A 21,809-nucleotide genomic window follows, 5' to 3' on the forward strand; every position below is an offset into this window, starting at 1 on the left:
TTCCTTGTTCATGCTTCGTCATCAAAGTCTGTGGTTTGAATACCCACATCACTTCCTTTTGAGCAGAGATGTTCTGCTAACAGATCGCCATTAAAGTCGATCAATTTGAATTCAATGCTGACGTGATGTTTGACATACACAGCAGCGTGCTCTGCAGCTTGTTTGCAGAGCAAGGTAAGAAAGTCGTAATTAGGTGTCTCTTGGTCCGATTGGGCTTCTTTCCATGTATCGAGTACGTGGCGGCCTGTGTTGGCTTGGCTAACAGCTTCGGAAAATTCACTCGGCGCGCCCGATTGAGTGGCGAGATCGGCAAGCAATGAAAAGTCGATCGATTTACCGGATACGTGAGTCATCATGTGTCCCGCGACCATTTTTCCGAGCTTGCCTATCATGGCGACCACGGTAATTTTGCTCACTTGGTAACGTCTCGCAGCGCGAAGTCCCACCCCAACAAAATCACCTGCTTGGATAAAGCACATCGAGTCATAAGTGGGTAGCATGGCCATCGCTGACTTTTCAGTTCGAGAGCCTGTCGTGAGAACTAAGTGGTCTTGGCCATTTTGTTTCGCGATTTGTACCGATTGGCGGACAGATGCTGAAAATGCAGAAGTGGAGTAGGGCTTTACGGTCCCGCGCGTCCCTAAAATTGAAATACCGCCGATTAAACCTAAGCGTGGGCCTATGGTTTCTTTGGCGCGTTCTTCACCGTCAGGGACACAAATTTCCACTGAGATACCGGCTGATTTTCTCTGCCCATCGGTTGATTGATTCCACTCTAAGGTGATCATGTCGAGAATGTTTTTATGTGGAACGGGATTAATCGCCGCTTGACCAACAGGAAGCTCTAATCCGGGTAGCGTCACACGCGCTACGCCAACACCCCCATCGATGTGAAAACCGGGGTCTGAATGCCAGCGGGCAATGCTCTGAATATGGGCTTCATGGGTGCAGTCGGGATCGTCTCCTGCATCTTTAACAATGCTGGCGGTCACCGCATCGTTGGATGTTTGGATAAACGCGACCTTAAACGTAGCGGGCTCACCATTCGGTAAAGTGATGGAGATATAGTCAGGCTGCTGTCCGGTTAACAGTGTTTGAACTGCCGCTCTGCTTGCTGCAGCTGCGCACGCACCTGTGGTAAACCCACTGCGGAGATCGGACTTATTTTTGGATCGTTTAACTTTTGTGACCACAGTATTCTTCATCTACGTTTGAGGTATTGACGAATACAGAGCGTTCCCTTGTTAGACAAGGTATGGATAGGTGTTGAGTTTTCCCGCTCGATATTCATGTATGCCCAGGTATTCTGACTTACGATGTTGAGGTTCTCATTGCGCTTTACTCCTTCCCAAGTCGTGTGACTCAGTGGTTTGTAAAGGGCTCATCGCTTACAGCTGCGGGTACAGTCCAGGAGTTACACCTGATTCCCTGATGTTGACGTTATATTTCGATATCTATTCTGAGGATTTCTCCGTTATTAGGTGTTTCTATGATTTGCTTTGGTGTCCCTAAACTGGCTAATGTTTTTATCCAGTCGCCATGTCCGAGCAGCAAGATAGGGTTCTGATTGTTGTGGTGACGAGAAATTCGTTGGATCCACTGAATCGCCATTGTTCTTCGTTGCTGTTCTGAATCGAACTCACTGAGCTCCATTTGAGAAATGACGGGCACTTTCAGGTAGCGTGCGATCGTTTTCGCGCTCGAAATAGCACGGCCTAATTGACTGGTGTAAATAGCATTGAGGGTCAATGACTTTTGAGTCGCAAGATAACGGCCGACGTTATGCATCTGTCGTTTGCCTTCCATTGTCAGAGGGCTATCCAATTGATTCTGCATTTTGCCAATTCGGTTCCATTCGGTTTCGCCATGACGAATCGCAATGATGGTGAAGCGTTCAGCTTTCATTACTTTTCTCCATCAAAATGGAAACAATGAATAGTGCGCCAAACGCGGTGGTGACAACACCAAGAGGCAGTTCTTGAGGAGCAACTAAGGTTCTCGCCAAAATATCACTTAATAACATAAGCAAAGCCCCAATCAGCCCTGAAGTGATGAGTAACTTTTTGTGCAATGGGCCGATGATTTTCTTCGCGATATGAGGAACCATCAAGCCAATAAATCCGACGACACCGATGATAGAAACAAAACATGCGGTTGCAAAAGCGCAAACAATAAAAACACCGGTTTGCAGACGTTTTGTGTCGACGCCCATCGTTTGTGCTACGTCGTCTCCCGCAAGTAAACAATCTAATTGACGATGTTTAAATATACTTAGGGCTATCAAGGCGAGAAGTCCTGCAAGCACAATTAAAACATTGTCCCAGCGCGCATTTCCTAGGCCTCCTAGCGACCAAAATAGAATCGAATGGGCAGCTCGTTGATCACCGTGGAAGACCAAGAAATTGGTTAAGGCTGTAAATAAAAATGAGATAGCCAGCCCAGCTAAAACAATTTGAGAAGACGCTTGCCCATTTACTTTTCTGACTAGAAATAGCACAGCCGAAGCCGAGATTATTCCACCGATGAAAGCGGCGAGTGGAAGTGTCCAAATACCGATAGCGCTGCCGATGACTGTAATCACAAACACAGCTCCAGTCGCAGCACCGGATGACAATCCAAAAATGAAAGGGTCGGCAAGGTCGTTTTTTGTGACGGTTTGTAATAACGCCCCAACAATACCTAACCCAGCACCGCAAATAATCGCGATGATTGTTCTTGGCAAGCGTAAATGCAGTACCACTTGATCTATCGGAGAGTCGATCTGTTGACTCATCGCCGCTGAAAAAATCGTAGCGACTTGTGTAAAAGATAGATGAACGCTGCCTAAACTCAGAGAAAACATCGCTAAGAGGGCAAAAACAGAACTGAATACGCAGGTGTTCAGTGCGGTTCGGTTCAGGTTAGTACTAAGACTTGTCATGGATTTCTTGGATGCGCTGTGCCAATTTTTCAATTGCAGCTATGTTTGCTGGCCCGGGAGTAATTTCCTCATAACGCAGAGGAAGGTATTGGATGGTCTTTACCGCTGTGGTCAGCTTCATCGCTGGGTGCTGTTCCAAAAAGGCTTGCATGCCTTTAGCGCCTGTCCCATTTTGATAATCGAGAAGAATAATGACATCAGGGTTATGCATCGCAACTGACTCCCATGATGTGGTTCCCCAGCTGATATCCAGATCTTTCATTATATTGGCGCCACCCGCTGCTTCTATCATGGCGCTCACTGTCGCGTATTTCCCAGCAGTGAATGGTTTATCTTCCCCTGAATCATACAAAAAGACTTTAAGCGGAGTTTGATTCTTGGTTTGCTGTTGAATCTGTACTAATTGCTCTTTCCACGTGGAGATCAGTGTTTGAGCTCTGTCTTGATGACCAAATAAAGTCGCAAGGCGCGTCACGTCATCGAACATCTGTTCCATGCTAGCTGGTTGCTTATCTTTACGGATGTGGCTGCAACTCTCATTAAGAATTAAAGTGTTAATGCCAAACTCTTTCAGTGAATCTGGCGTGACTGAGCCGCCCAGACGCATACCATAATTCCATCCTGCGAAGAAAACATCAGGGTTTGCATTGACTAACACCTCCAAAGAAGGATATTTCGGTGCGAGCTCTGGAATGCTGCCCTGAAGGCGATTAAATTCAGGAGTCGTTTTGTAGTACCCGCTAATACCGGTCACTCCGATCATATTCTCTTCAAGCCCGAGAGAAAATGCCATCTCAGACATATTGATATCGTGAGTGATTAAGGTTTTAGGCGACGTATCTAACGTAAGTGTCGAGTCGCAGTTTTCTACCGTGATTTGAGCTTGTGCGGACATGGAAAGTAAGAAAGTAAAAGTTAAAGCTGATGCTGATAATTTATTCATGAAAGGTCCTGTCCTTGGTCGAGTTCAATGTCGAAAAACTTGCTTGTTTTCTGTGTGCGCTTATTGGTTGTGCTGATTAAATCTACTTCAAAAATCGGCTGAAGCTGTTTGTGGGTCAGTAGCTCTTCTACTTTTCCTTTCGCGACCAGTTCACCGTGTTCCAAAATCACAATGTGCGTCGCGAATTTGGCAGCAAGGGAAATATCATGCAGTGAGCAAATCAGTGTTTTACCCAGTTCTTTCAATAGCGATAAGACTTCCCCTTGAGCGCATGGGTCTAAGTGGTTTAGAGGCTCATCCAACACCAGAAACTCGGCGTTCTGACATAAAGATCGTGCAATATGCGCTCGCTGCTTCTGGCCGCCTGAGAGCTGTCCCATTCTTCGTTCGAGGAAAGTATCGATCTTTAGTGCTTTACTTATTTGGTCAAGTGAAAAGCTAGAAGTGGCTTGATTGGAAGCGGTTAGTTGAATGTACTCTCTGAGTGCTAAACGACCATCCACTTGACTGTGTTGTGGAAGGTAACTGATTTGTTTTGCTCTTTGCTGGCAAGTTAACTTACGTAGCGGCAATTGGTTTATGACGACTTCGCCTTTGAAGGGAAGCAAATTAACCAGTGCTTTTAATAACGTGGTTTTTCCGGAACCATTGCGTCCAATGACTACCCAGCGCTCACCTTGATTAATTTTCAGATCGAGTGGGTGCAGTCGTCGAGTGTTTTGTTGTTGAACTGAAAGTTTGTGGCAAAGAAGCATGAGTTACTGAGAATGGTTTGTTTTTAACAAGTGCTATTACATTAAAATTTAAACGTTTGCGTAACATTGATCTCAGCACGTAAAATCCCCACAATTATTAAAATAAACTATTAGTTAACGCTTGTATTACTTGAAAGGGTTAGGATTGATTAGTGAAAGAATAGAAGAATAGAAGAATAGAAGAATAGAAGAATAGAAGAATAGAAGAATAGAAGAATAGAAGAATAGAAGAATAGAAGAATAGAAGAATAGAAGAATAGAAGAATAGAAAGCAAAAAGCCTCTGAGAGCAGAGGCTTTTAAAATTACGTTGCAGCTAGGCGTGTTGCGTAATGCTTACAGGCCTGCGAAGTCCGCTAGGATTGCTGCTTTATCAGTAGCTTCCCAAGGGAACTCTTCGCGACCGAAGTGGCCGTATGCAGCAGTCTGCTTGTAGATAGGCTGAAGTAGGTTCAGCATCTCTTGAAGACCGTATGGACGTAGGTCGAAGTTTTGACGAACCGCTTCAATAATGATTTCGTGAGCTACTTTCTCAGTACCGAACGTTTCAACCATGATAGAGGTTGGATCTGCAACACCAATAGCGTAAGACAGTTGAATCTCACAACGGTCAGCCATGCCAGCAGCAACGATGTTTTTCGCAACGTAACGCGCTGCGTAAGCTGCAGAACGGTCAACTTTTGATGGATCTTTACCAGAGAATGCACCGCCACCGTGACGAGCTGCGCCGCCGTAGGTATCAACGATGATCTTACGACCTGTTAGACCACAGTCACCCATTGGGCCACCGATTACGAAACGGCCTGTTGGGTTGATGAAGAAGTTAGTGTCTTTGTTGATCCACTCAGCAGGAAGTACTGGCTTGATGATCTCTTCCATTACCGCTTCACGTAGGTCAGGTGTTGTTACTGAATCACAGTGTTGAGTTGAAAGAACAACAGCGTCGATACCAACGATCTTACCTTGGTCGTATTGGAACGTTACTTGAGATTTCGCATCTGGGCGAAGGAAGTCAAGCTTGCCGCTCTTACGTACTTCAGCTTGCTTCTTAACAAGCAGGTGAGAGTAAGTAATTGGAGCTGGCATTAGGATTGGCGTTTCGTTCGTTGCGTAACCAAACATGATGCCTTGGTCGCCCGCACCTTGATCTTTAGGATCCGCTTTATCAACACCTTGGTTGATGTCTGGAGACTGCTTACCAATGGTATTTAGTACAGCACAAGAGTCAGCGTCAAAGCCCATATCAGAATGAACGTAACCAATTTCACGTACTGTTTCACGAGTGATTTCTTCGATATCAACCCATGCTGACGTAGTTACTTCACCACCAACCATAACCATGCCGGTTTTTACGTAAGTCTCACAAGCAACACGTGCTTTTGGATCTTGTTCAATGATGGCATCAAGAACAGCATCTGAGATTTGGTCTGCAATTTTATCTGGATGGCCTTCTGATACAGATTCAGAAGTGAATAGGTGCTTAGCCATGAGAGCTCCACTTTTAGTTTAGTTTTTAGTTGCAAATAGTTAAATGCAAATAATTTATGCCGTCGCAATCAAGGAAGCGCCGCCATTAAATACAGTATATTTTGTAGGTGTTTCTACATCTAGACGGCTATTTTAAATTCCAACGGTCGAATTACAAGCTCTTTTTTATGATATGTCATAACCAAACGTTTGCGTGTTGGTTGTGGAAAGCCATGTTAAGTGATGTAAATGATCGAAAATTGCGGAAAATGACCGTTAAAGTGCCAGTAAAACGTTTGCAGTCGCTATAGTCGTTTGAGAGAATACCCGCGCTAATAAAAATGAAAACTTTAGCATCCATCTCTTTTTTAAATCGCTTATGTATCCAGGAGCAGACATGCCTTCTCGTAAAGATCTAGCCAATGCAATCCGCGCACTTAGCATGGACGGTGTTCAACAAGCAAATTCAGGCCACCCTGGCGCACCTATGGGTATGGCTGACATCGCTGAAGTTCTTTGGCGTGGCCACTTGAACCACAACCCAGCAAACCCAGAGTGGGCTGACCGTGACCGTTTTATCCTGTCTAACGGCCATGGTTCTATGCTGATTTACTCTCTGCTTCATTTAGCAGGTTACGAGCTTTCAATTGAAGATCTAAAAAACTTCCGTCAACTGCACTCTAAGACTCCAGGTCACCCAGAGTACGGTTACGCACCTGGTATCGAGACAACAACGGGTCCTCTGGGCCAAGGCATCACCAACGCTGTTGGTATGGCAATGGCTGAGAAAGCATTGGCTGCACAGTTCAACAAAGAAGGCCACGATATCGTCGATCACTTCACTTATGCGTTCATGGGTGATGGTTGTCTGATGGAAGGTATCTCTCACGAAGCATGTTCTCTAGCGGGTACGCTAGGTCTTGGTAAGCTAGTCGCTTTCTGGGATGACAACGGCATCTCTATCGATGGTGAAGTTGAAGGTTGGTTCTCTGACGATACACCTAAGCGTTTTGAAGCATACGGCTGGCACGTAATCCCTGCAGTAGATGGTCATGACTCTGACGCTATCAATGCAGCGATTGAAGCGGCTAAAGCGGATCCTCGTCCAACGCTTATCTGTACTAAAACTATCATCGGCTTTGGCTCTCCAAACAAAGCGGGTACGCATGACTGTCACGGTGCTCCACTAGGCGCTGATGAAATTACAGCAACTAAAGCGGCACTTGGTTGGGAACACGGTCCTTTCGAAATCCCTGCGGATATCGCAGCTGAGTGGAACGCGAAAGAAGCAGGCGCAGCGAAAGAAGCAGCGTGGAATGCTAAGTTTGACGCATACGCAGCAGCTCACCCAGAGCTAGCAGCAGAATTCAAACGTCGTACAAACGGCGAGCTTCCAGCTGAGTGGGAAGAAAAAGCATCGGCAATCATCGCTGATCTTCAAGCTAACCCAGCAAACATCGCGTCACGTAAAGCATCTCAAAATGCTCTAGAAGCATTCGGTGCTATGCTACCTGAATTCATGGGCGGCTCTGCTGACCTTGCGCCTTCTAACCTAACTATGTGGTCTGGTTCTAAGTCTCTTGAAGCAACAGATTTTTCTGGTAACTACATCCACTACGGTGTACGTGAATTCGGTATGACGGCTATCATGAACGGTATCGCTCTGCATGGTGGTTTCGTACCATACGGCGCAACATTCCTGATGTTCATGGAATACGCGCGTAACGCAATGCGTATGGCGGCTCTGATGAAAGTTCAGAACATCCAAGTTTACACTCACGATTCTATCGGCCTAGGCGAAGATGGTCCTACTCACCAACCGGTTGAGCAGATCGCTTCTCTACGTCTGACTCCAAACATGAGCACATGGCGTCCATGTGACCAAGTTGAGTCTGCAGTTGCTTGGAAACTGGCAATTGAGCGTAAAGATGGTCCTTCTGCACTTATCTTCTCTCGTCAAAACCTTGCACAACAAGATCGTGACGCTGAGCAAGTGGCTAACATCGCTAAGGGTGGTTACATCCTGAAAGATTGTGAAGGCAAGCCAGAGCTAATCATCATTGCAACGGGTTCTGAAGTTGAGCTAGCGGTTAGCGCTGCTGCTGAACTAACAGCTGAAGGTAAAGCAGTACGCGTAGTCTCTATGCCTGCAACTGACGCGTTCGATAAGCAAGACGCTGAGTACCGTGAGTCTGTACTTCCATCTGACGTTACAGCACGTATTGCTGTAGAAGCTGGCATCGCTGATTTCTGGTACAAGTACGTTGGTTTCGGTGGCAAGATCATCGGTATGACAACGTTCGGCGAATCTGCACCAGCAGGCGAGCTATTCAAAATGTTCGGTTTTACTACTGAAAATGTAGTAAACACTGCAAAAGAGCTTCTAGCTTAATCGTTACCTTTTTAGTTAAAAATAGAAAACCGAGCCCACAGGCTCGGTTTTTTTATGCGTTCAAATTGAAGAAACGTAATGATTACTCAAATTGGTGTGTCGTGCCTATTTCACTTAATTCTGTATTCTAACTTTTTGTTTTTATTGAAATGTAAGGAAGTATACATAAAGGTGAAGGCCTAAATTATCGGATGATAAGGGCAACCTATTTGTAACTTACAACTTACATTTAGGGTTTTTGACGCATTTTGTTACTAACCCTCTTGAAACTAATTATAAAGTGAGTAAATGTGTTGATAATCATTTAGTGGCATAGGTTGGGTCATGGCTAATAAGATTGTTTTGATTGTGGATGATAATCAGGAAATTCTCGATGCTTTAAGCGAATATCTAGAACGCTCAAGCTTCACTGTGATTACTGCTCTTGAAGGTAACGCGATGTGGAAACAGCTAGAAACTGTCACCCCAGATCTCATTATTTTAGACATCATGCTACCAGGAGATGATGGTTTAACTTTGTGCCAAAAATTACGCTTACGATCTCAAGTCCCTATCATTATGCTAACCGCAGTAACTGATGATGCAGATCGTATTGCGGGGTTAGAAATTGGCGCTGATGATTACATAACCAAGTCGTTTAACCCTCGTGAACTATTAGCAAGAATCAAAGCTCTACTCAGGCGTTCAACATTCAGTCACAGCACAAATGAACGTAAGTTAAAATTTATGGATTGGACGTTCGATACTCTAAAACGACAATTGAAACATGAAGATGGTGAGGCAGTCTCTCTTTCTAGCGCCGATTATAACTTGCTTACCCTTATGCTTGACTCTCCCAATCAATTATTAAGTCGTAATGACATTGCACAAGCACTCTGGGGGAGGGATGCAGAGCCACTAGAGAGAGGGATTGATGTACAAATTAGCCGGTTGAGAAGGCAATTGAGGGACGATGACCGAAATACGATTATGACGGTAAGGCATCGTGGCTACATGCTTGTGATCGACTCTCATGGACTTCAATGTTGAAAAAAAACTTCTTTCAGTCAATGGTCGTACGTATTACGTTGTCTACGTTCTTGGTTATTGTCATGGCTGAAGTTCTCGCAGGTGCTGCTTGGTTTTCCACGACCTCCGTATCTAAACGAGAATCGGCGAGCCACGCTATGTTTGCGATAGCCTCTGCAGCTTCGGACACTATAAATTACTTTTCAGGACTTCCCGTCAATTATCGTCATTTGGTTCTCGATCAATTACGAAATATTGGAGGAACACGATTCTTTATTTCTATGAATAATCATAAGCTTCCTGTTCCTTCGCTTAATCATCACTCTTTAGTGCCTCAAATGCAGGTGCAAGCATCAGATCTTTTAGAACAACAACTTAAAACGTCACACTCAGTACATGTCACTTTGACCAAGCGAGACGATCTTCTATTATTCAACTCAGGTATCAAGCTGGATGAGCTGCCTGCATTGTGGAAAGATTACAGCTTAGTGTTAGGTAAGCTCGATCTCCCAATAGCGGTTATTCAAGTTCAACTAGAAAATAATGAGTGGCTCTATTTAGCGACCGTTATTCCTCTGTCTTTCGATAGCTTGACCGATAAATTTATAGATAGTCGCCAGATCACCTTTCTTTTAATAGTCACTTTTATGCTAATGGGGGTCTCTTACGTCGTGCTACAAAAAGAAATTCGTCCTTTTCGATCTCTTGCTCGTTCCGCAACGCTTATGGGGTCGGAAATGCAGATTGAAGAAATCAAAGAAGAAGGAAGTTCAGAAACCAGAGCTGCGATCCATGCTTTCAACAAAATGAATCGTCGTATTAAAGCGAACTTACGCGACCGGAATATGTTCTTTAATGCCATTTCACATGACATAAAAACACCTCTAGCCTGCTTAAAACTTCGTACAGAAATGCTCAGCGACAATACGACAAGGCTTAAATTTGAAAAGCTGTTGAATGAAGTCGAGATGATGTTAAACGGAGCGTTACAGTGCATGCGAGATAATGATATTCATGAAGAGTTTGAGTGGATAGACATGAATGATATTTTTGAGCAATGTGCGGCTATCCATAACAAAAACAACTTATGTGTAAATCTTGTCGATATGCCAGATGTTAAATTCTACGGTAAACCATTAGCAATTAAGCGTTGTCTCTTTAATTTGGTAGATAATGGCATTAAATATGGGGATGTCGTGAATATCAGCATGTTTGTTAACTCTGATTCTATTCATATTGTACTGCGCGATTCAGGTGCAGGGATTGACGAAAGCATACTAGAAAAAGTATTTGAGCCTTATTTTAGAGGTAGCGATTCCAGCGTGGATGGATCCGGTTTAGGTTTGGCGATTTCCCGCAGTATCGCAAGAAGCCATGGAGGGGATATTAAATTATCGAATGCACCAGAAGGAGGGCTAGAAGTCGACATTATTTTGGTAAGCAGCTTATGAAAATGTGGGTATTCTTGGTTGCTCTTTTTGTTACACAGCCAGCATTATCTACCCCCTCTATAGAGATGTTGCATTGGTGGACGGCAGAAGGTGAAGACTCAGCATTGTCGGTGATCGAAGACAGGTTTCGTCTGCTGCCTTTTACATTAAAAAGTGATCCAATTGCAGGAGGAGGAGGTGGGCCTGCTAAATCTATCCTTCAAGCGAGAGCGATTGCTGGCTATTCACCAGATATAGCGCAGATGGAAGGTCCTGCTATTCAGTCTTGGGCGGCACTAGGGTTCTTAATGGACATGAATGAAGTCGCTAAATTGAATAACTGGGATCAATCGCTGTACCCTGATATTCAAGCCATTCACAAATACAATGGGAACTACGTTGCCATTCCTCTTAATATTCATAGACTAAACTGGATGTGGATAAACACAGAGGTATTAGCTGAACACCAGCTGCCCCCCCCTAATGACTGGGATTCATTATTGCTAGCATTGAATGTACTAAAAAACAAAGGTATTACACCACTTGCTTTGGGGGAAGACCCTTGGCAAGTTGTTCAAATTTTTGAAAACATTGCATTCGGAGTGGGTGGTGCTCACTATTATCGCCAGGCTTTTGTTGATTTAGACCCCGAAGCTTTGAACAGCCCCAAAACACTAGAAGCACTAGATCGCTTTCGAGCTCTTGCTAATATTGTTGGAAATGACTTATCAAAAATAAGTTGGGATCAAGGAACGAAAGCACTGCTCAAGGGGGAATACGCATTTCAATTTACAGGAGATTGGGCTCTAGGAGAAATGCTAAGCTCAGGCTCTAGCATTCCTGATTACATTCAATGCAGCCCATTTCCTTCCACGGAAAATGGGTTTATCTACAATGTAGATAGCCTAGCCTTTTTTTCCACTCGCTCAAATGAAGAACAGAATATAACCTCAATTATGGCCGCGCTATCTGCCCCTAAGTTTCTTTTAGAGTTCAGTGAAAAAAAGGGCTCAATACCAGCACAAGCTAATATTCCAATTGATGACTTATCGCGGTGCCAACAGAAATCTTATGATGACTATATACGAGCGAGTCGGGATGGTTCGGCAATGCCAAGCTTGACCGATTCAATGGCTGTTAATCCCGTCATTCAGAATGCAGTGTCGAATGAACTCTATCGTTATTTTATTGATTCATCGATAACGTCTAAAACACTTATCGGTCACCTTAATGCTATTAATAATGAAATGTTTCGATAGTTAAGGCCTATAAACTTCTCGTGGGGGGGATTATTTAGATATTGATTTTTCTATTGTTTCTAAATTTTCACTTACAAATGAATTACAAAATGAAACCTAGGGTTCTGTAGAGAGGGTAATATTTATGGAGGTTTAAATATAAAACAATGGAAAATTAGATTATGAAATCACTTCCCCTAATAGCTACTTTGACCTCTTTGATTTTTTCTGTACCGACTATGGCAGAAGAATATAGGATTGTTAGTCCACATCATGATGATGCATTATTGGTTTTCTCTGGATATATATCTAGTTTGAATTTGGCTAATGAAAATGATGAGATAATTGTCGATGTGATGTTTGGTGCTTCTAACTATTCAACAAACCATCATGACGTATTAACAAATGAACGAGTTTTGACGATTACAAAAAATCGTTATAGTGAAGACTATGATGCATTAACCGATCTTTTTACTAGTTGGGATGAATTTAAATTTCGTAGCTATGGGTACTATGATGCTCCATTGCGAAAGTACGTAGGTGATCAAACCGCAGGGGGAGGTCCTGGAGGAACGTTTAAGAATTTTAGACAATCAGAAATAAAGACTTTTAATAGTATGGTTGATAATTTCACTACAATTTTAAAATCTGACAACTGTACGCTATTAGTCCCTATAGCTAATGGAACTCATATTGATCATTTCATGACAAAAGAAGCGGTTATTACAGCAGCTTATAAGTTAGGTAATGAAGCTAAATGCAAAATAATGTTTGGTCAAGACCAACCTTATACAGATGCAAACCCACAAGAATCTGACATTGAAGTTGAAGCATTAAGAGATAGATTACCTCTCAATTCAATAAGTGAAGAATTTTATGATATTCCGCTAGAGCCAGGAACTACTGAGACGATTAAACTTAATAAGTTTAAAAAATACTACGTAACTCAATATGACCAAGGGTATATTGACCCACTGACGTCGAATGTACGAGAGGTGTTATATGTTTGGGATCCAAAGAGTTACGGTAGCATAAGGTCACATATTGATTGTGATGGTTCAGATTACTGTCGTTTAGCTAATTAGCTAATTAACTAATAATGATTACAAAACAAGGGCACCTAAAGGTGCCTTTTTGCTGTTGATATTTAGTTTGTAAAAATCGAGTTACAAACCACTTGCTATTTGTAACCTTGAGATTCAATTAGCTTGATAAAGTTCGTTGGTATTCTAACGATATTAAAGGACTTTATTATGCTAGATAGTTTTAAAAGCGGCTTATCTAAGCTTTCCTTAATTGGTAAAGCATTGATGTTGCCCATATCTATATTACCCGCTGCGGGGTTATTACTTGCCTTCGGTGCTAAGCTCGACATTCCCCTAATGATGCGTGCTGGTGGCGTTATATTTGATAACTTAGCCTTACTGTTTGCGGTAGGAGCCGCGGTTGGTTTGACTAAGGAGTCAGGGATTGCCGCTTTAGCCGCGATTGTCGCTATGGTCGTGATGAATGCGACAATGGGGGTGGCGCTCGGTATTACACCTGAGATGGCGATGGGAGGTGGTCGTTATGCAATGGTGATGGGTATTCCTTCATTGCAAACGGGTGTCTTTGGCGGACTCATTGCAGGTATCCTCGCAGCCGTTATGTATCAACGTTTTTATGATACTAAGCTGCCTGATTTCCTTGGTTTCTTTGCCGGTAAACGCTTTGTGCCGATTGTGACTGCGTTTTCTGCATTCCTAATTGGTTTAGTTTTACCCCATATTTGGTCATATATTCAATCAGGTATTGATGCGCTATCGCATATGGCGAATGGCGGAAACATGTACGTCTCAACTTTCATCTACGGATTTATGGAGCGCGCTTTAATTCCAGTTGGTCTCCATCATATTTTTTATAGCCCTTATTGGTTCTCTTTCGGTGAGTACACAACTGCCGCGGGTACTATTGTAAATGGCGATCATACAATTTGGTTTAAAATGCTTGAAGATGGAGTAAAAACGTTCTCAACCAGTGAATACCAAGAAGCAGGCAAATTCCTATCGGGTAATTTTGCTATCTATATGTTTGCTTTCCCTGCTGCATGTTTAGCTATGTATCATGAAGCGAATGATAAAAATAAAAAAATTGCAGCAGGTATTTTAGGCTCTGCTGCTCTTACCTCTTTTGTTACAGGTATAACAGAACCCGTTGAATTTGCTTTTATCTTTGTCGCACCTTTGCTTTATGTGTTTTCTGCAATCATGGCGGGGGTGTCTTACGCGGTGACTTATGCGTTGGATGTTCATATTGGTAAAACCTTCTCAGCCGGCATTATTGATTTCGTGTCTTTTGGTGTTCTTCCCGCTATGGATGGGTTCAAAACTAACTGGATCAATGTGATTCTTTGGGGGCTAACCATGGCCGCTATTTATTACACGGTTTTCCGTTTTGCTATTCGAAAGTTCAATTTGAAAACAGTAGGACGTGAGGATACTCAAAGTAAGGCGATCACTTTGGACAATGAAGATTTAGCTAGTGAAATCACAATCTTGATTGGTGGTGCCGCTAACATTACTTCGATAGGAGCATGTATTACGAGATTGCGTTTACAGATTAAAGATCAGGCTCTTGTTAATGAACAAGGAATCAAAGACCTAGGTGCTATGGGGGTCATAAAAGTAGGTTCAAGTGGCCTGCAAATTATTTTGGGCTCAAGAGCTCAATTTGTGGCTGATCTTATGAGTGAAAGAACTGGTGAGTCACCAAGTGCACTATCAACTAACCCAAGTTAAAAGTACGGGCTACTTCTGATAAAGCTGATGACAACAAGCTTGTTGTCTCTTATACATAAATAGTAACGCTATCAACGTTATGGTTGGTGGCGTCTATTTATATTTAAAGTTTTGAACTTATGACAGCTTTAGTATTCAACTAATGCGCTTTGAGTAGGATTCAGTTATCATCTGTTGCACGAAATTTTGGTTAGATGTACGGAACTATGCTAAAAGTCGCGATAAATGGATTTGGACGAATAGGGCGTAATGTATTACGCGCTGTCTATGAAAGTGGCAAAAGCCAACAAATCAAAGTAGTAGCGGTCAATGAGCTTGCTCAGCCTGACGCTATGGCTCACCTATTGCAGTACGACACCAGTCACGGCCGCTTCGGCAAGAAAATATCTAACGATCAAGAGCACATCTATGTGCATCATGGCATTGGTGCTGAAGATAAAGGCGAGTTTGATACGATTCGTATCTTACATCTGGCTGATATTGAGCTGTTGCCTTGGCGTGATCTTGAAGTCGATATTGTTCTCGATTGTACTGGTGTTTACGGTTGCCGAGATGACGGCCTAGCGCACATCGCTGCTGGAGCTAAAAAGGTACTGTTTTCACACCCTGGTGCTAACGACCTTGATAACACCATTATTTATGGTGTAAATCACGATACTATCGAAGCTGACCACCGAATCGTTTCCAACGGTTCATGCACCACTAACTGTATTGTCCCTATCATTAAAGTGCTTGATGATGCCTTTGGTATTGAGTCAGGTACCATTACGACCATTCACTCTTCAATGAATGATCAACAAGTTATCGATGCGTACCATAGCGACCTTCGTCGAACTCGAGCGGCAAGCCAATCTATCATTCCTGTCGATACCAAGTTACATAAAGGTATAGAAAGAATCTTCCCGAAATTTTCTAACAAGTTCGAAGCTATATCTGTGCGTGTGCCGACGGTAAACGTAACCGCGATGGATTTAAGTGTCACAATTAATACAAATGTGAAAGTTAATGACGTAAATCAAACCATTGTTAATGCTTCCCAGTGTACATTACACAATATAGTTGACTATACTGAAGCGCCGCTCGTTTCCATCGACTTTAATCACGATCCCCATAGCGCAATCGTTGATGGTTCACAAACTCGAGTGAGCAATGGCACCTTAGTGAAAATGCTGGTGTGGTGTGACAATGAATGGGGCTTTGCGAACCGAATGCTGGATACGGTTCTTGCAATGCAAGCTTCTGAAGGCAAGAAGTAAGACCTAGAAGCAAATGTGCGGATTATTTATTTTTTACCTTGAAATAAATACTAAGTGTCCACATATTATTAGCAGTTAAAGCATTACCAGTTGAATAATTTATAGGCTTAGCAGGGTTGCTGAGTTTCCAAAACTTTATTTTTATTTAAATTTGAGAGGACAAATCATGTCTGTGATCAAGATGACTGACCTGGAACTTGCAGGTAAACGCGTATTCATCCGTGCTGACCTAAACGTACCAGTAAAAGACGGTAAAGTAACTTCAGATGCACGTATCCTTGCATCTCTACCAACTATCAAACTTTGCCTAGAAGCTGGCGCAAAAGTTATGGTTACTTCTCACCTTGGTCGTCCTACTGAAGGCGAGTACAACGAAGAGTTCTCTCTAGCTCCTGTAGTTAACTACCTAAACGACGCACTAGACTGTGACGTTAAACTAGCGAAAGATTACGTAAATGGTCTTGAGCTAAATGCTGGTGAACTAACTGTTCTTGAAAACGTTCGCTTTAACAAAGGCGAGAAGAAGAACGAAGAAGCTCTTTCTAAGCAATACGCTGCACTATGTGACATCTTCGTAATGGATGCATTCGGTACAGCTCACCGTGCTCAAGCTTCTACACACGGCGTTGGTACTTACGCTCCTGTAGCATGTGCTGGTCCTCTTCTAGCTGCTGAGCTTGAAGCGCTTGGTAAAGCAATGGACAACCCAGCTCGCCCACTAGTGGCTATCGTTGGTGGTTCTAAAGTTTCTACTAAACTAACAGTTCTAGAATCTCTTTCTAAAATCGCTGACCAACTTGTTGTTGGTGGTGGTATCGCGAACACGTTCATCGCTGCTGAAGGCCACAACGTAGGTAAGTCTCTATACGAAGCTGACCTAGTTGAAACGGCTCAGAAGCTAATGAAAGAGTGTGCTATCCCAGTAGCAACTGACGTTGCATGTGCTAAAGCATTTGACGAAAACGCAGAAGCTGAAATCAAGCACGTTTCTGAAGTTCAAGACGACGACATGATCTTCGACCTTGGCCCAGATTCAACTGCAGCTCTAGCTGAAATCATCGGCAACGCGAAAACGATTCTTTGGAACGGCCCTGTAGGTGTATTCGAATTCAAGAACTTCGAAGCGGGTACAGCTGGTATTTCTAAAGCAATCGCTGACTCTGAAGGTTTCTCAGTAGCAGGCGGTGGTGACACACTAGCAGCTATCGACAAGTTCGGTATCAAAGCAGATGTTTCTTACATCTCTACTGGCGGCGGTGCTTTCCTTGAGTTTGTTGAAGGTAAAGTACTTCCTGCAGTAGCAATGCTTGAAGAGCGTGCTAAAGCGTAATTGATTTAGAAAGGCGAGATGCAAATCTCGCCTTTTAACGTTTGCTGCATATCACACTTTTTTGCTAGAATGGCACAAGTTGTGAGCAAACGATTGCAAATTTTTAAACTTAAGTTTTTTATCTTAAAACGAATAGAATAAATAGGACTATTTCCATGTCTAAGATCTTCGATTTTGTAAAACCTGGTGTAATTTCTGGCGATGACGTACAGAAAGTATTTGAAGTAGCAAAAGCAAACAAATTTGCTCTTCCTGCAGTAAACGTAATCAACACTGATACTATCAACGCTGTTCTTGAAGCTGCTGCTAAAGCTAAAGCTCCAGTTGTTGTTCAGTTCTCTAACGGCGGCGCTGCATTCTTCGCTGGTAAAGGCGTTAAACTTGAAGGTCAAGGCGCACAAATTCTTGGCGCTGTAGCTGGTGCAAAATACGTTCACGCAGTAGCAGAATCTTACGGTGTTCCAGTTATTCTTCACACTGACCACGCTGCTAAGAAACTTCTTCCATGGATCGACGGTCTACTAGACGCTGGTGAAGAGTTCTTCGCTCAAACTGGTAAGCCACTATTCTCTTCTCACATGCTAGACCTTTCTGAAGAGTCTCTAGAAGAGAACATCGAAACATGTGCAGCTTACTTAGCTCGCATGGCTAAACTAAACATGACAATCGAGATTGAACTTGGTTGTACTGGTGGTGAAGAAGACGGCGTTGATAACTCTGATATGGACGCATCTGAGCTTTACACTTCTCCTGAAGATGTTGCATACGCATACGAGAAACTAAACGCTGTTAGCCCACGTTTCACTATCGCTGCTTCTTTCGGTAACGTACACGGTGTTTACCAAGCTGGTAACGTTGTTCTTACTCCAACTATCCTACGCGACTCTCAAGCACACTGTGCTGAGAAATTCGGTATTGCAGCTGACGCACTAAACTTCGTATTCCACGGCGGTTCAGGTTCTTCAGAAGCTGAAATCCAAGAGTCTATCGGTTACGGTGTTATCAAAATGAACATCGATACTGATACTCAGTGGGCTTCATGGGATGGCGTTCGTACTTACGAAGCTGAGAACCGTGACTTCCTTCAAGGTCAAATCGGTAACCCAACTGGCGAAGCTGCGCCAAACAAGAAGTTCTACGATCCACGCGTATGGCTACGTGCTGGTCAGTCTTCAATGGTTACTCGTCTTGAGAAAGCATTCGCTGACCTTAATGCTGTAGACGTACTATAATTCTTTGAATTAAGTACTCTTTAAGTTTTAAAAACCCGCTCATTGAGCGGGTTTTTTTATATCTGATAAAAACTTGTGTTAAATTTGTGAAAAACCTAGCCTACGGTGAATAAATTTCGTAATCTTTTAGTTATCGGTATTTGTGTTTATTGGTAAGTTTTATTAATTCAAAAGCTTACATAAATATGACTTTGCAATCTGTCAAAGATAGGATATCGTGCCGAAAATCTGGACCTGGTTCAGTTTATAAAAAGGACTTGGCTTTTATTTGCTTTCAACACAATGACTTAACGGAGGTTGTTCTGTTTCTTATTGTTGAGTGAATTTGGCTTAAGGCAGTTTAGTTCATAGCATATTATATAAAGGATGCACATTATGGCTGATAGTTCGACAGCGATTGAGACCCCACTTGTGGATGGCCTGTCTCACGCAGAACAGTGGTTAACAAATAACTCAGATCTGTTTATTCAATACGGTGTAAACATTATCTCAGCACTGATAATTCTATTTATTGGTAACATTATTGTAAAAGCGGTAGCGAATAGCGTGTCTAAGGTTCTTCAGAAGAAGAAAATGGACCGAGCAGTTGTGGAGTTTGTCCACGGTTTAGTTCGTTACTTGTTGTTTGTTATTGTTTTAATTGCTGCACTTGGTCGTTTAGGCGTTCAAACTGCGTCTGTAGTTGCTGTTATTGGTGCGGCTGGTTTAGCGGTAGGCTTAGCGCTGCAAGGCTCACTATCTAACTTTGCAGCGGGTGTACTTATCGTTGCATTCCGTCCATTCAAGTCTGGTGACTACGTGGAAATTGGTGGTGTAGCGGGTTCAGTTGATTCAATTCAGATCTTCCAAACTGTTTTAACAACACCAGACAACAAAATGGTTGTAGTACCTAACGGAAGCGTTATTGGTAGCCCAATTACTAACTACTCTCGTCATGATACGCGTCGTATTGATCTAATGATTGGTGTTTCTTACAACGCCGATCTTCAGAAGACAAAAGCGCTACTGACTAAGATCTGTGAATCTGATGAGCGTGTACTGAAAGAGCCTGGTGTTCAAGTTGGTGTTCACACGCTAGCTGACTCTTCAGTTAATTTTGTTGTTCGTCCATGGGTTAGCACTGCTGACTACTGGAATGTTTATTTCGACCTTATGCAAGCTATCAAAGAAGGCTTGGATAACGAAGGTATCGAAATCCCATTCCCGCAAATGGATGTACACATGAATAAAGTAGAAGCTTAACTTTTTAATCGGCTTTTATAGCCATAAGCTTTTATTAGGAAAGGCGGATAACTTAGGTTATCCGCCTTTTTTGTTGGAGTAACGTTTGTTTGATGACTAAAAAGAACAGATTTACCCGTACTGCTCAATGAGCCCATTGGTAAGTACAGCAGCAATAGTAAACATCATAGCTGCCACTGTGATGTCGATTCCTTTCTTAACTTTAGGTTTCGATAGCGTTGGACCTAGCTTTGCTGCGCCCAATGACAAAGAATAAAACCACACGAATGAAGCTAAGATAGTTCCCATAGCAAAAGCAATTCTGTCGTTGCCTTCAAATTGCCCACCAATAGACCCAAGAATTACTACAGTATCTAAATAGAGATGTGGGTTTAATACTGTTACTGCCAATGCACCCAAAATAACGGTGCGCTTGCCACGAGCCAATACCTCACCTTTTGATTCATCACTGGTGCGCGTTTTGAATGCACTACGCAGTGATAGTAAACCATATACCGTTAGAAAAGCGATACCGCCTAATGTTACCGAGGTAAGCAGCAATTCATTTTGAGATAGAATCGCTCCGCCACCAAAAATACCCAATGAGATAAACAGGGTATCGAGCAGGCTACAAATCGTTGCAGTCGTTAAATGATGATTGCGTTTTATTCCTTGATTTAGGACGTACGCATTTTGTGCGCCTATCGGGATTATCATACTTGCCCCTAGACCAAAACCTTGTAATAAAACCCAAAAACTCATTTTAACCTCCACTTAATTAACGATATTTACGTGCTATATGGCGAAGATACTCCGACCCTGAAAATAAGTATAATTAATGATTTTAATCCATTATTAGAGTTGCTAATGTGGTGTTGGGTTAGCTTAAAAAGGAAGTAAATTGATGCGTGGATTGGATTATAAATGGATAGAAGCACTGGATGCCGTGGTGAAACAACGCAGCTTTGAGAGGGCTGCGGAGCAGTTATACATCTCCCAATCAGCGGTGTCTCAACGTATCAAACAGCTAGAAAAGTGGTTAGCCCAACCTGCTCTTGTTAGAGAAAGTCCACCAAGGCCTACACCAGCAGGAAAAAAACTGTTGGGTTTGTATCGTCGGGTTCGCTTGTTAGAGCACGAGCTTGTGCCTGAGTTAATGAATGAAGAGGGTGCTCAGCCACTATCGATATCCATAGCCACCAACGCTGATAGTTTGGCGACATGGTTGTTACCAGCACTGTCGGATGTGATGAAGTCTCGTCAAGTCGAGTTGAACCTCGCGATTCATGGTGAGTCTAGAACCATTGAAAAAATAAAAAGCGGTGAGGTTGCCGGTGCGATCAGTTTGGAGCCCCAAGCGATTCCTGGATGCAGTGCTGATTACCTCGGTAGGATGGATTATGTGTGTGTGGCGAGCCCTGACTTTCATCAGCGTTACTTCTCTGAGGGCGTTAACTACACCACCTTAAGCAAGGCGCCTGCGGTTTCCTATGATCAATACGATGATCTGCATAAGAAATTTCTGCATGATCATTTCAATGTACCCAGAGACAGTGTGATTAACCATACGGTCGGCAGTTCAGAAGCATTTGTGCGATTGGCATTATCGGGTGTTGCCTATTGCTTGATTCCTCGATTACAGATCATCGACGAGCTAGAGTCCGGTGCTTTGATTGATATTACACCGGGCTTTCTGCTGTCTTATCGCATCTATTGGCACCATTGGCAGCTTGAGAGCGGGGTGCTAAAAGAGGTATCCCAAGCGATATTAAGTTTTGCTCACAATCACTTACCTCAGTAAGTTGTTGGTTTTTTCAGCGTCAAAGTTCTGTTAGATGTGT

18 protein-coding genes and 1 riboswitch are annotated in these 21,809 nt (G+C 43.0%); of the genes, 11 read left to right on the forward strand and 7 right to left on the reverse strand.

The window, feature by feature from the left end; genetic code table 11:
- Positions 1-8: 8 nt before the first annotated feature.
- The 6 genes from OCV44_RS02295 to metK form a co-directional block, all read right to left on the reverse strand.
- A complete protein-coding gene (locus OCV44_RS02295; RefSeq protein WP_139686168.1) occupies positions 9-1,205 on the reverse strand; it encodes a cobalt-precorrin-5B (C(1))-methyltransferase in 1,197 nt (398 codons plus the stop codon).
- A 94-nt stretch (positions 1,206-1,299) separates the two neighbouring features.
- Positions 1,300-1,430, reverse strand: a riboswitch (cobalamin riboswitch).
- 10 nt (positions 1,431-1,440) lie between these two features.
- Positions 1,441-1,905 carry a phosphoglycerate mutase family protein gene (locus OCV44_RS02300; RefSeq protein WP_170213766.1) on the reverse strand — a complete coding sequence of 155 codons (465 nt, stop codon included), beginning with the start codon at positions 1,903-1,905 and terminating at the stop codon, positions 1,441-1,443.
- Positions 1,895-2,920, reverse strand: a complete 1,026-nt coding sequence (locus tag OCV44_RS02305) for a FecCD family ABC transporter permease (RefSeq protein WP_246091853.1) — start codon at positions 2,918-2,920, stop codon at positions 1,895-1,897. The genes OCV44_RS02300 and OCV44_RS02305 overlap by 11 nt, the downstream gene beginning before the upstream one ends.
- Entirely contained in the window at positions 2,907-3,863 is a 957-nt protein-coding gene (locus OCV44_RS02310; RefSeq protein ID WP_139686166.1) for an ABC transporter substrate-binding protein, read from the reverse strand. The genes OCV44_RS02305 and OCV44_RS02310 overlap by 14 nt, the downstream gene beginning before the upstream one ends.
- On the reverse strand, positions 3,860-4,618 hold the full coding sequence (locus OCV44_RS02315) for an ABC transporter ATP-binding protein (protein WP_139686165.1): 759 nt from the start codon (positions 4,616-4,618) through the stop codon (positions 3,860-3,862). The genes OCV44_RS02310 and OCV44_RS02315 overlap by 4 nt, the downstream gene beginning before the upstream one ends.
- 335 nt (positions 4,619-4,953) lie before the next feature.
- Positions 4,954-6,105, reverse strand: coding sequence for a methionine adenosyltransferase (gene metK / locus OCV44_RS02320; RefSeq protein ID WP_009847676.1), 1,152 nt, complete (start codon positions 6,103-6,105; stop codon positions 4,954-4,956).
- A gap of 376 nt (positions 6,106-6,481) precedes the next feature.
- Between metK and tkt the strand changes: the two genes are divergently transcribed.
- The 10 genes from tkt to mscS all read left to right on the forward strand — a co-directional run bounded on the left by tkt (position 6,482) and on the right by mscS (position 19,989).
- Positions 6,482-8,476 (forward strand): transketolase, encoded by a 1,995-nt coding sequence (gene tkt, locus OCV44_RS02325; protein WP_139685064.1) that lies wholly within the window; start codon positions 6,482-6,484, stop codon positions 8,474-8,476.
- 324 nt (positions 8,477-8,800) lie between these two features.
- Positions 8,801-9,505 (forward strand): response regulator, encoded by a 705-nt coding sequence (locus OCV44_RS02330; RefSeq protein ID WP_139685063.1) that lies wholly within the window; start codon positions 8,801-8,803, stop codon positions 9,503-9,505.
- 62 nt (positions 9,506-9,567) lie between these two features.
- Complete coding sequence (locus tag OCV44_RS02335) at positions 9,568-10,935, forward strand: ATP-binding protein (RefSeq protein WP_246091766.1); 1,368 nt, start codon at positions 9,568-9,570, stop codon at positions 10,933-10,935.
- A complete protein-coding gene (locus tag OCV44_RS02340) occupies positions 10,932-12,173 on the forward strand; it encodes an ABC transporter substrate-binding protein (RefSeq protein ID WP_139685062.1) in 1,242 nt (413 codons plus the stop codon). The genes OCV44_RS02335 and OCV44_RS02340 overlap by 4 nt, the downstream gene beginning before the upstream one ends.
- A gap of 161 nt (positions 12,174-12,334) precedes the next feature.
- Complete coding sequence (locus OCV44_RS02345) at positions 12,335-13,237, forward strand: PIG-L family deacetylase (RefSeq protein WP_139685061.1); 903 nt, start codon at positions 12,335-12,337, stop codon at positions 13,235-13,237.
- Between the two features lie 168 nt (positions 13,238-13,405).
- Positions 13,406-14,929: a PTS transporter subunit EIIC gene (locus OCV44_RS02350; RefSeq protein ID WP_029222971.1), complete on the forward strand. Its 1,524-nt coding sequence runs from the start codon at positions 13,406-13,408 to the stop codon at positions 14,927-14,929.
- Positions 14,930-15,135: 206 nt separating this feature from the next.
- Positions 15,136-16,185: an erythrose-4-phosphate dehydrogenase gene (gene epd, locus OCV44_RS02355; protein ID WP_029222970.1), complete on the forward strand. Its 1,050-nt coding sequence runs from the start codon at positions 15,136-15,138 to the stop codon at positions 16,183-16,185.
- A gap of 166 nt (positions 16,186-16,351) precedes the next feature.
- Positions 16,352-17,515 (forward strand): phosphoglycerate kinase, encoded by a 1,164-nt coding sequence (locus tag OCV44_RS02360; protein ID WP_009847672.1) that lies wholly within the window; start codon positions 16,352-16,354, stop codon positions 17,513-17,515.
- Positions 17,516-17,670: 155 nt separating this feature from the next.
- Positions 17,671-18,747, forward strand: coding sequence for a class II fructose-bisphosphate aldolase (fbaA, locus tag OCV44_RS02365; RefSeq protein WP_139685060.1), 1,077 nt, complete (start codon positions 17,671-17,673; stop codon positions 18,745-18,747).
- A gap of 375 nt (positions 18,748-19,122) precedes the next feature.
- Positions 19,123-19,989 carry a small-conductance mechanosensitive channel MscS gene (gene mscS, locus OCV44_RS02370; protein ID WP_139685059.1) on the forward strand — a complete coding sequence of 289 codons (867 nt, stop codon included), beginning with the start codon at positions 19,123-19,125 and terminating at the stop codon, positions 19,987-19,989.
- A gap of 111 nt (positions 19,990-20,100) precedes the next feature.
- Here mscS and OCV44_RS02375 read toward each other — a convergent pair whose 3' ends face one another.
- Entirely contained in the window at positions 20,101-20,730 is a 630-nt protein-coding gene (locus tag OCV44_RS02375; protein ID WP_139685058.1) for a LysE/ArgO family amino acid transporter, read from the reverse strand.
- A 142-nt stretch (positions 20,731-20,872) separates the two neighbouring features.
- Between OCV44_RS02375 and OCV44_RS02380 the strand changes: the two genes are divergently transcribed.
- The gene (locus OCV44_RS02380) at positions 20,873-21,769 is read left to right on the forward strand and encodes a LysR family transcriptional regulator ArgP (protein WP_139685057.1); all 897 of its coding nucleotides are present in this window, start codon (positions 20,873-20,875) and stop codon (positions 21,767-21,769) included.
- The last annotated feature ends 40 nt before the right edge of the window (positions 21,770-21,809 follow it).

Origin of the sequence: Vibrio tasmaniensis (assembly GCF_024347635.1) — a bacterium.
GTDB classification, from domain to species: domain Bacteria; phylum Pseudomonadota; class Gammaproteobacteria; order Enterobacterales; family Vibrionaceae; genus Vibrio; species Vibrio tasmaniensis.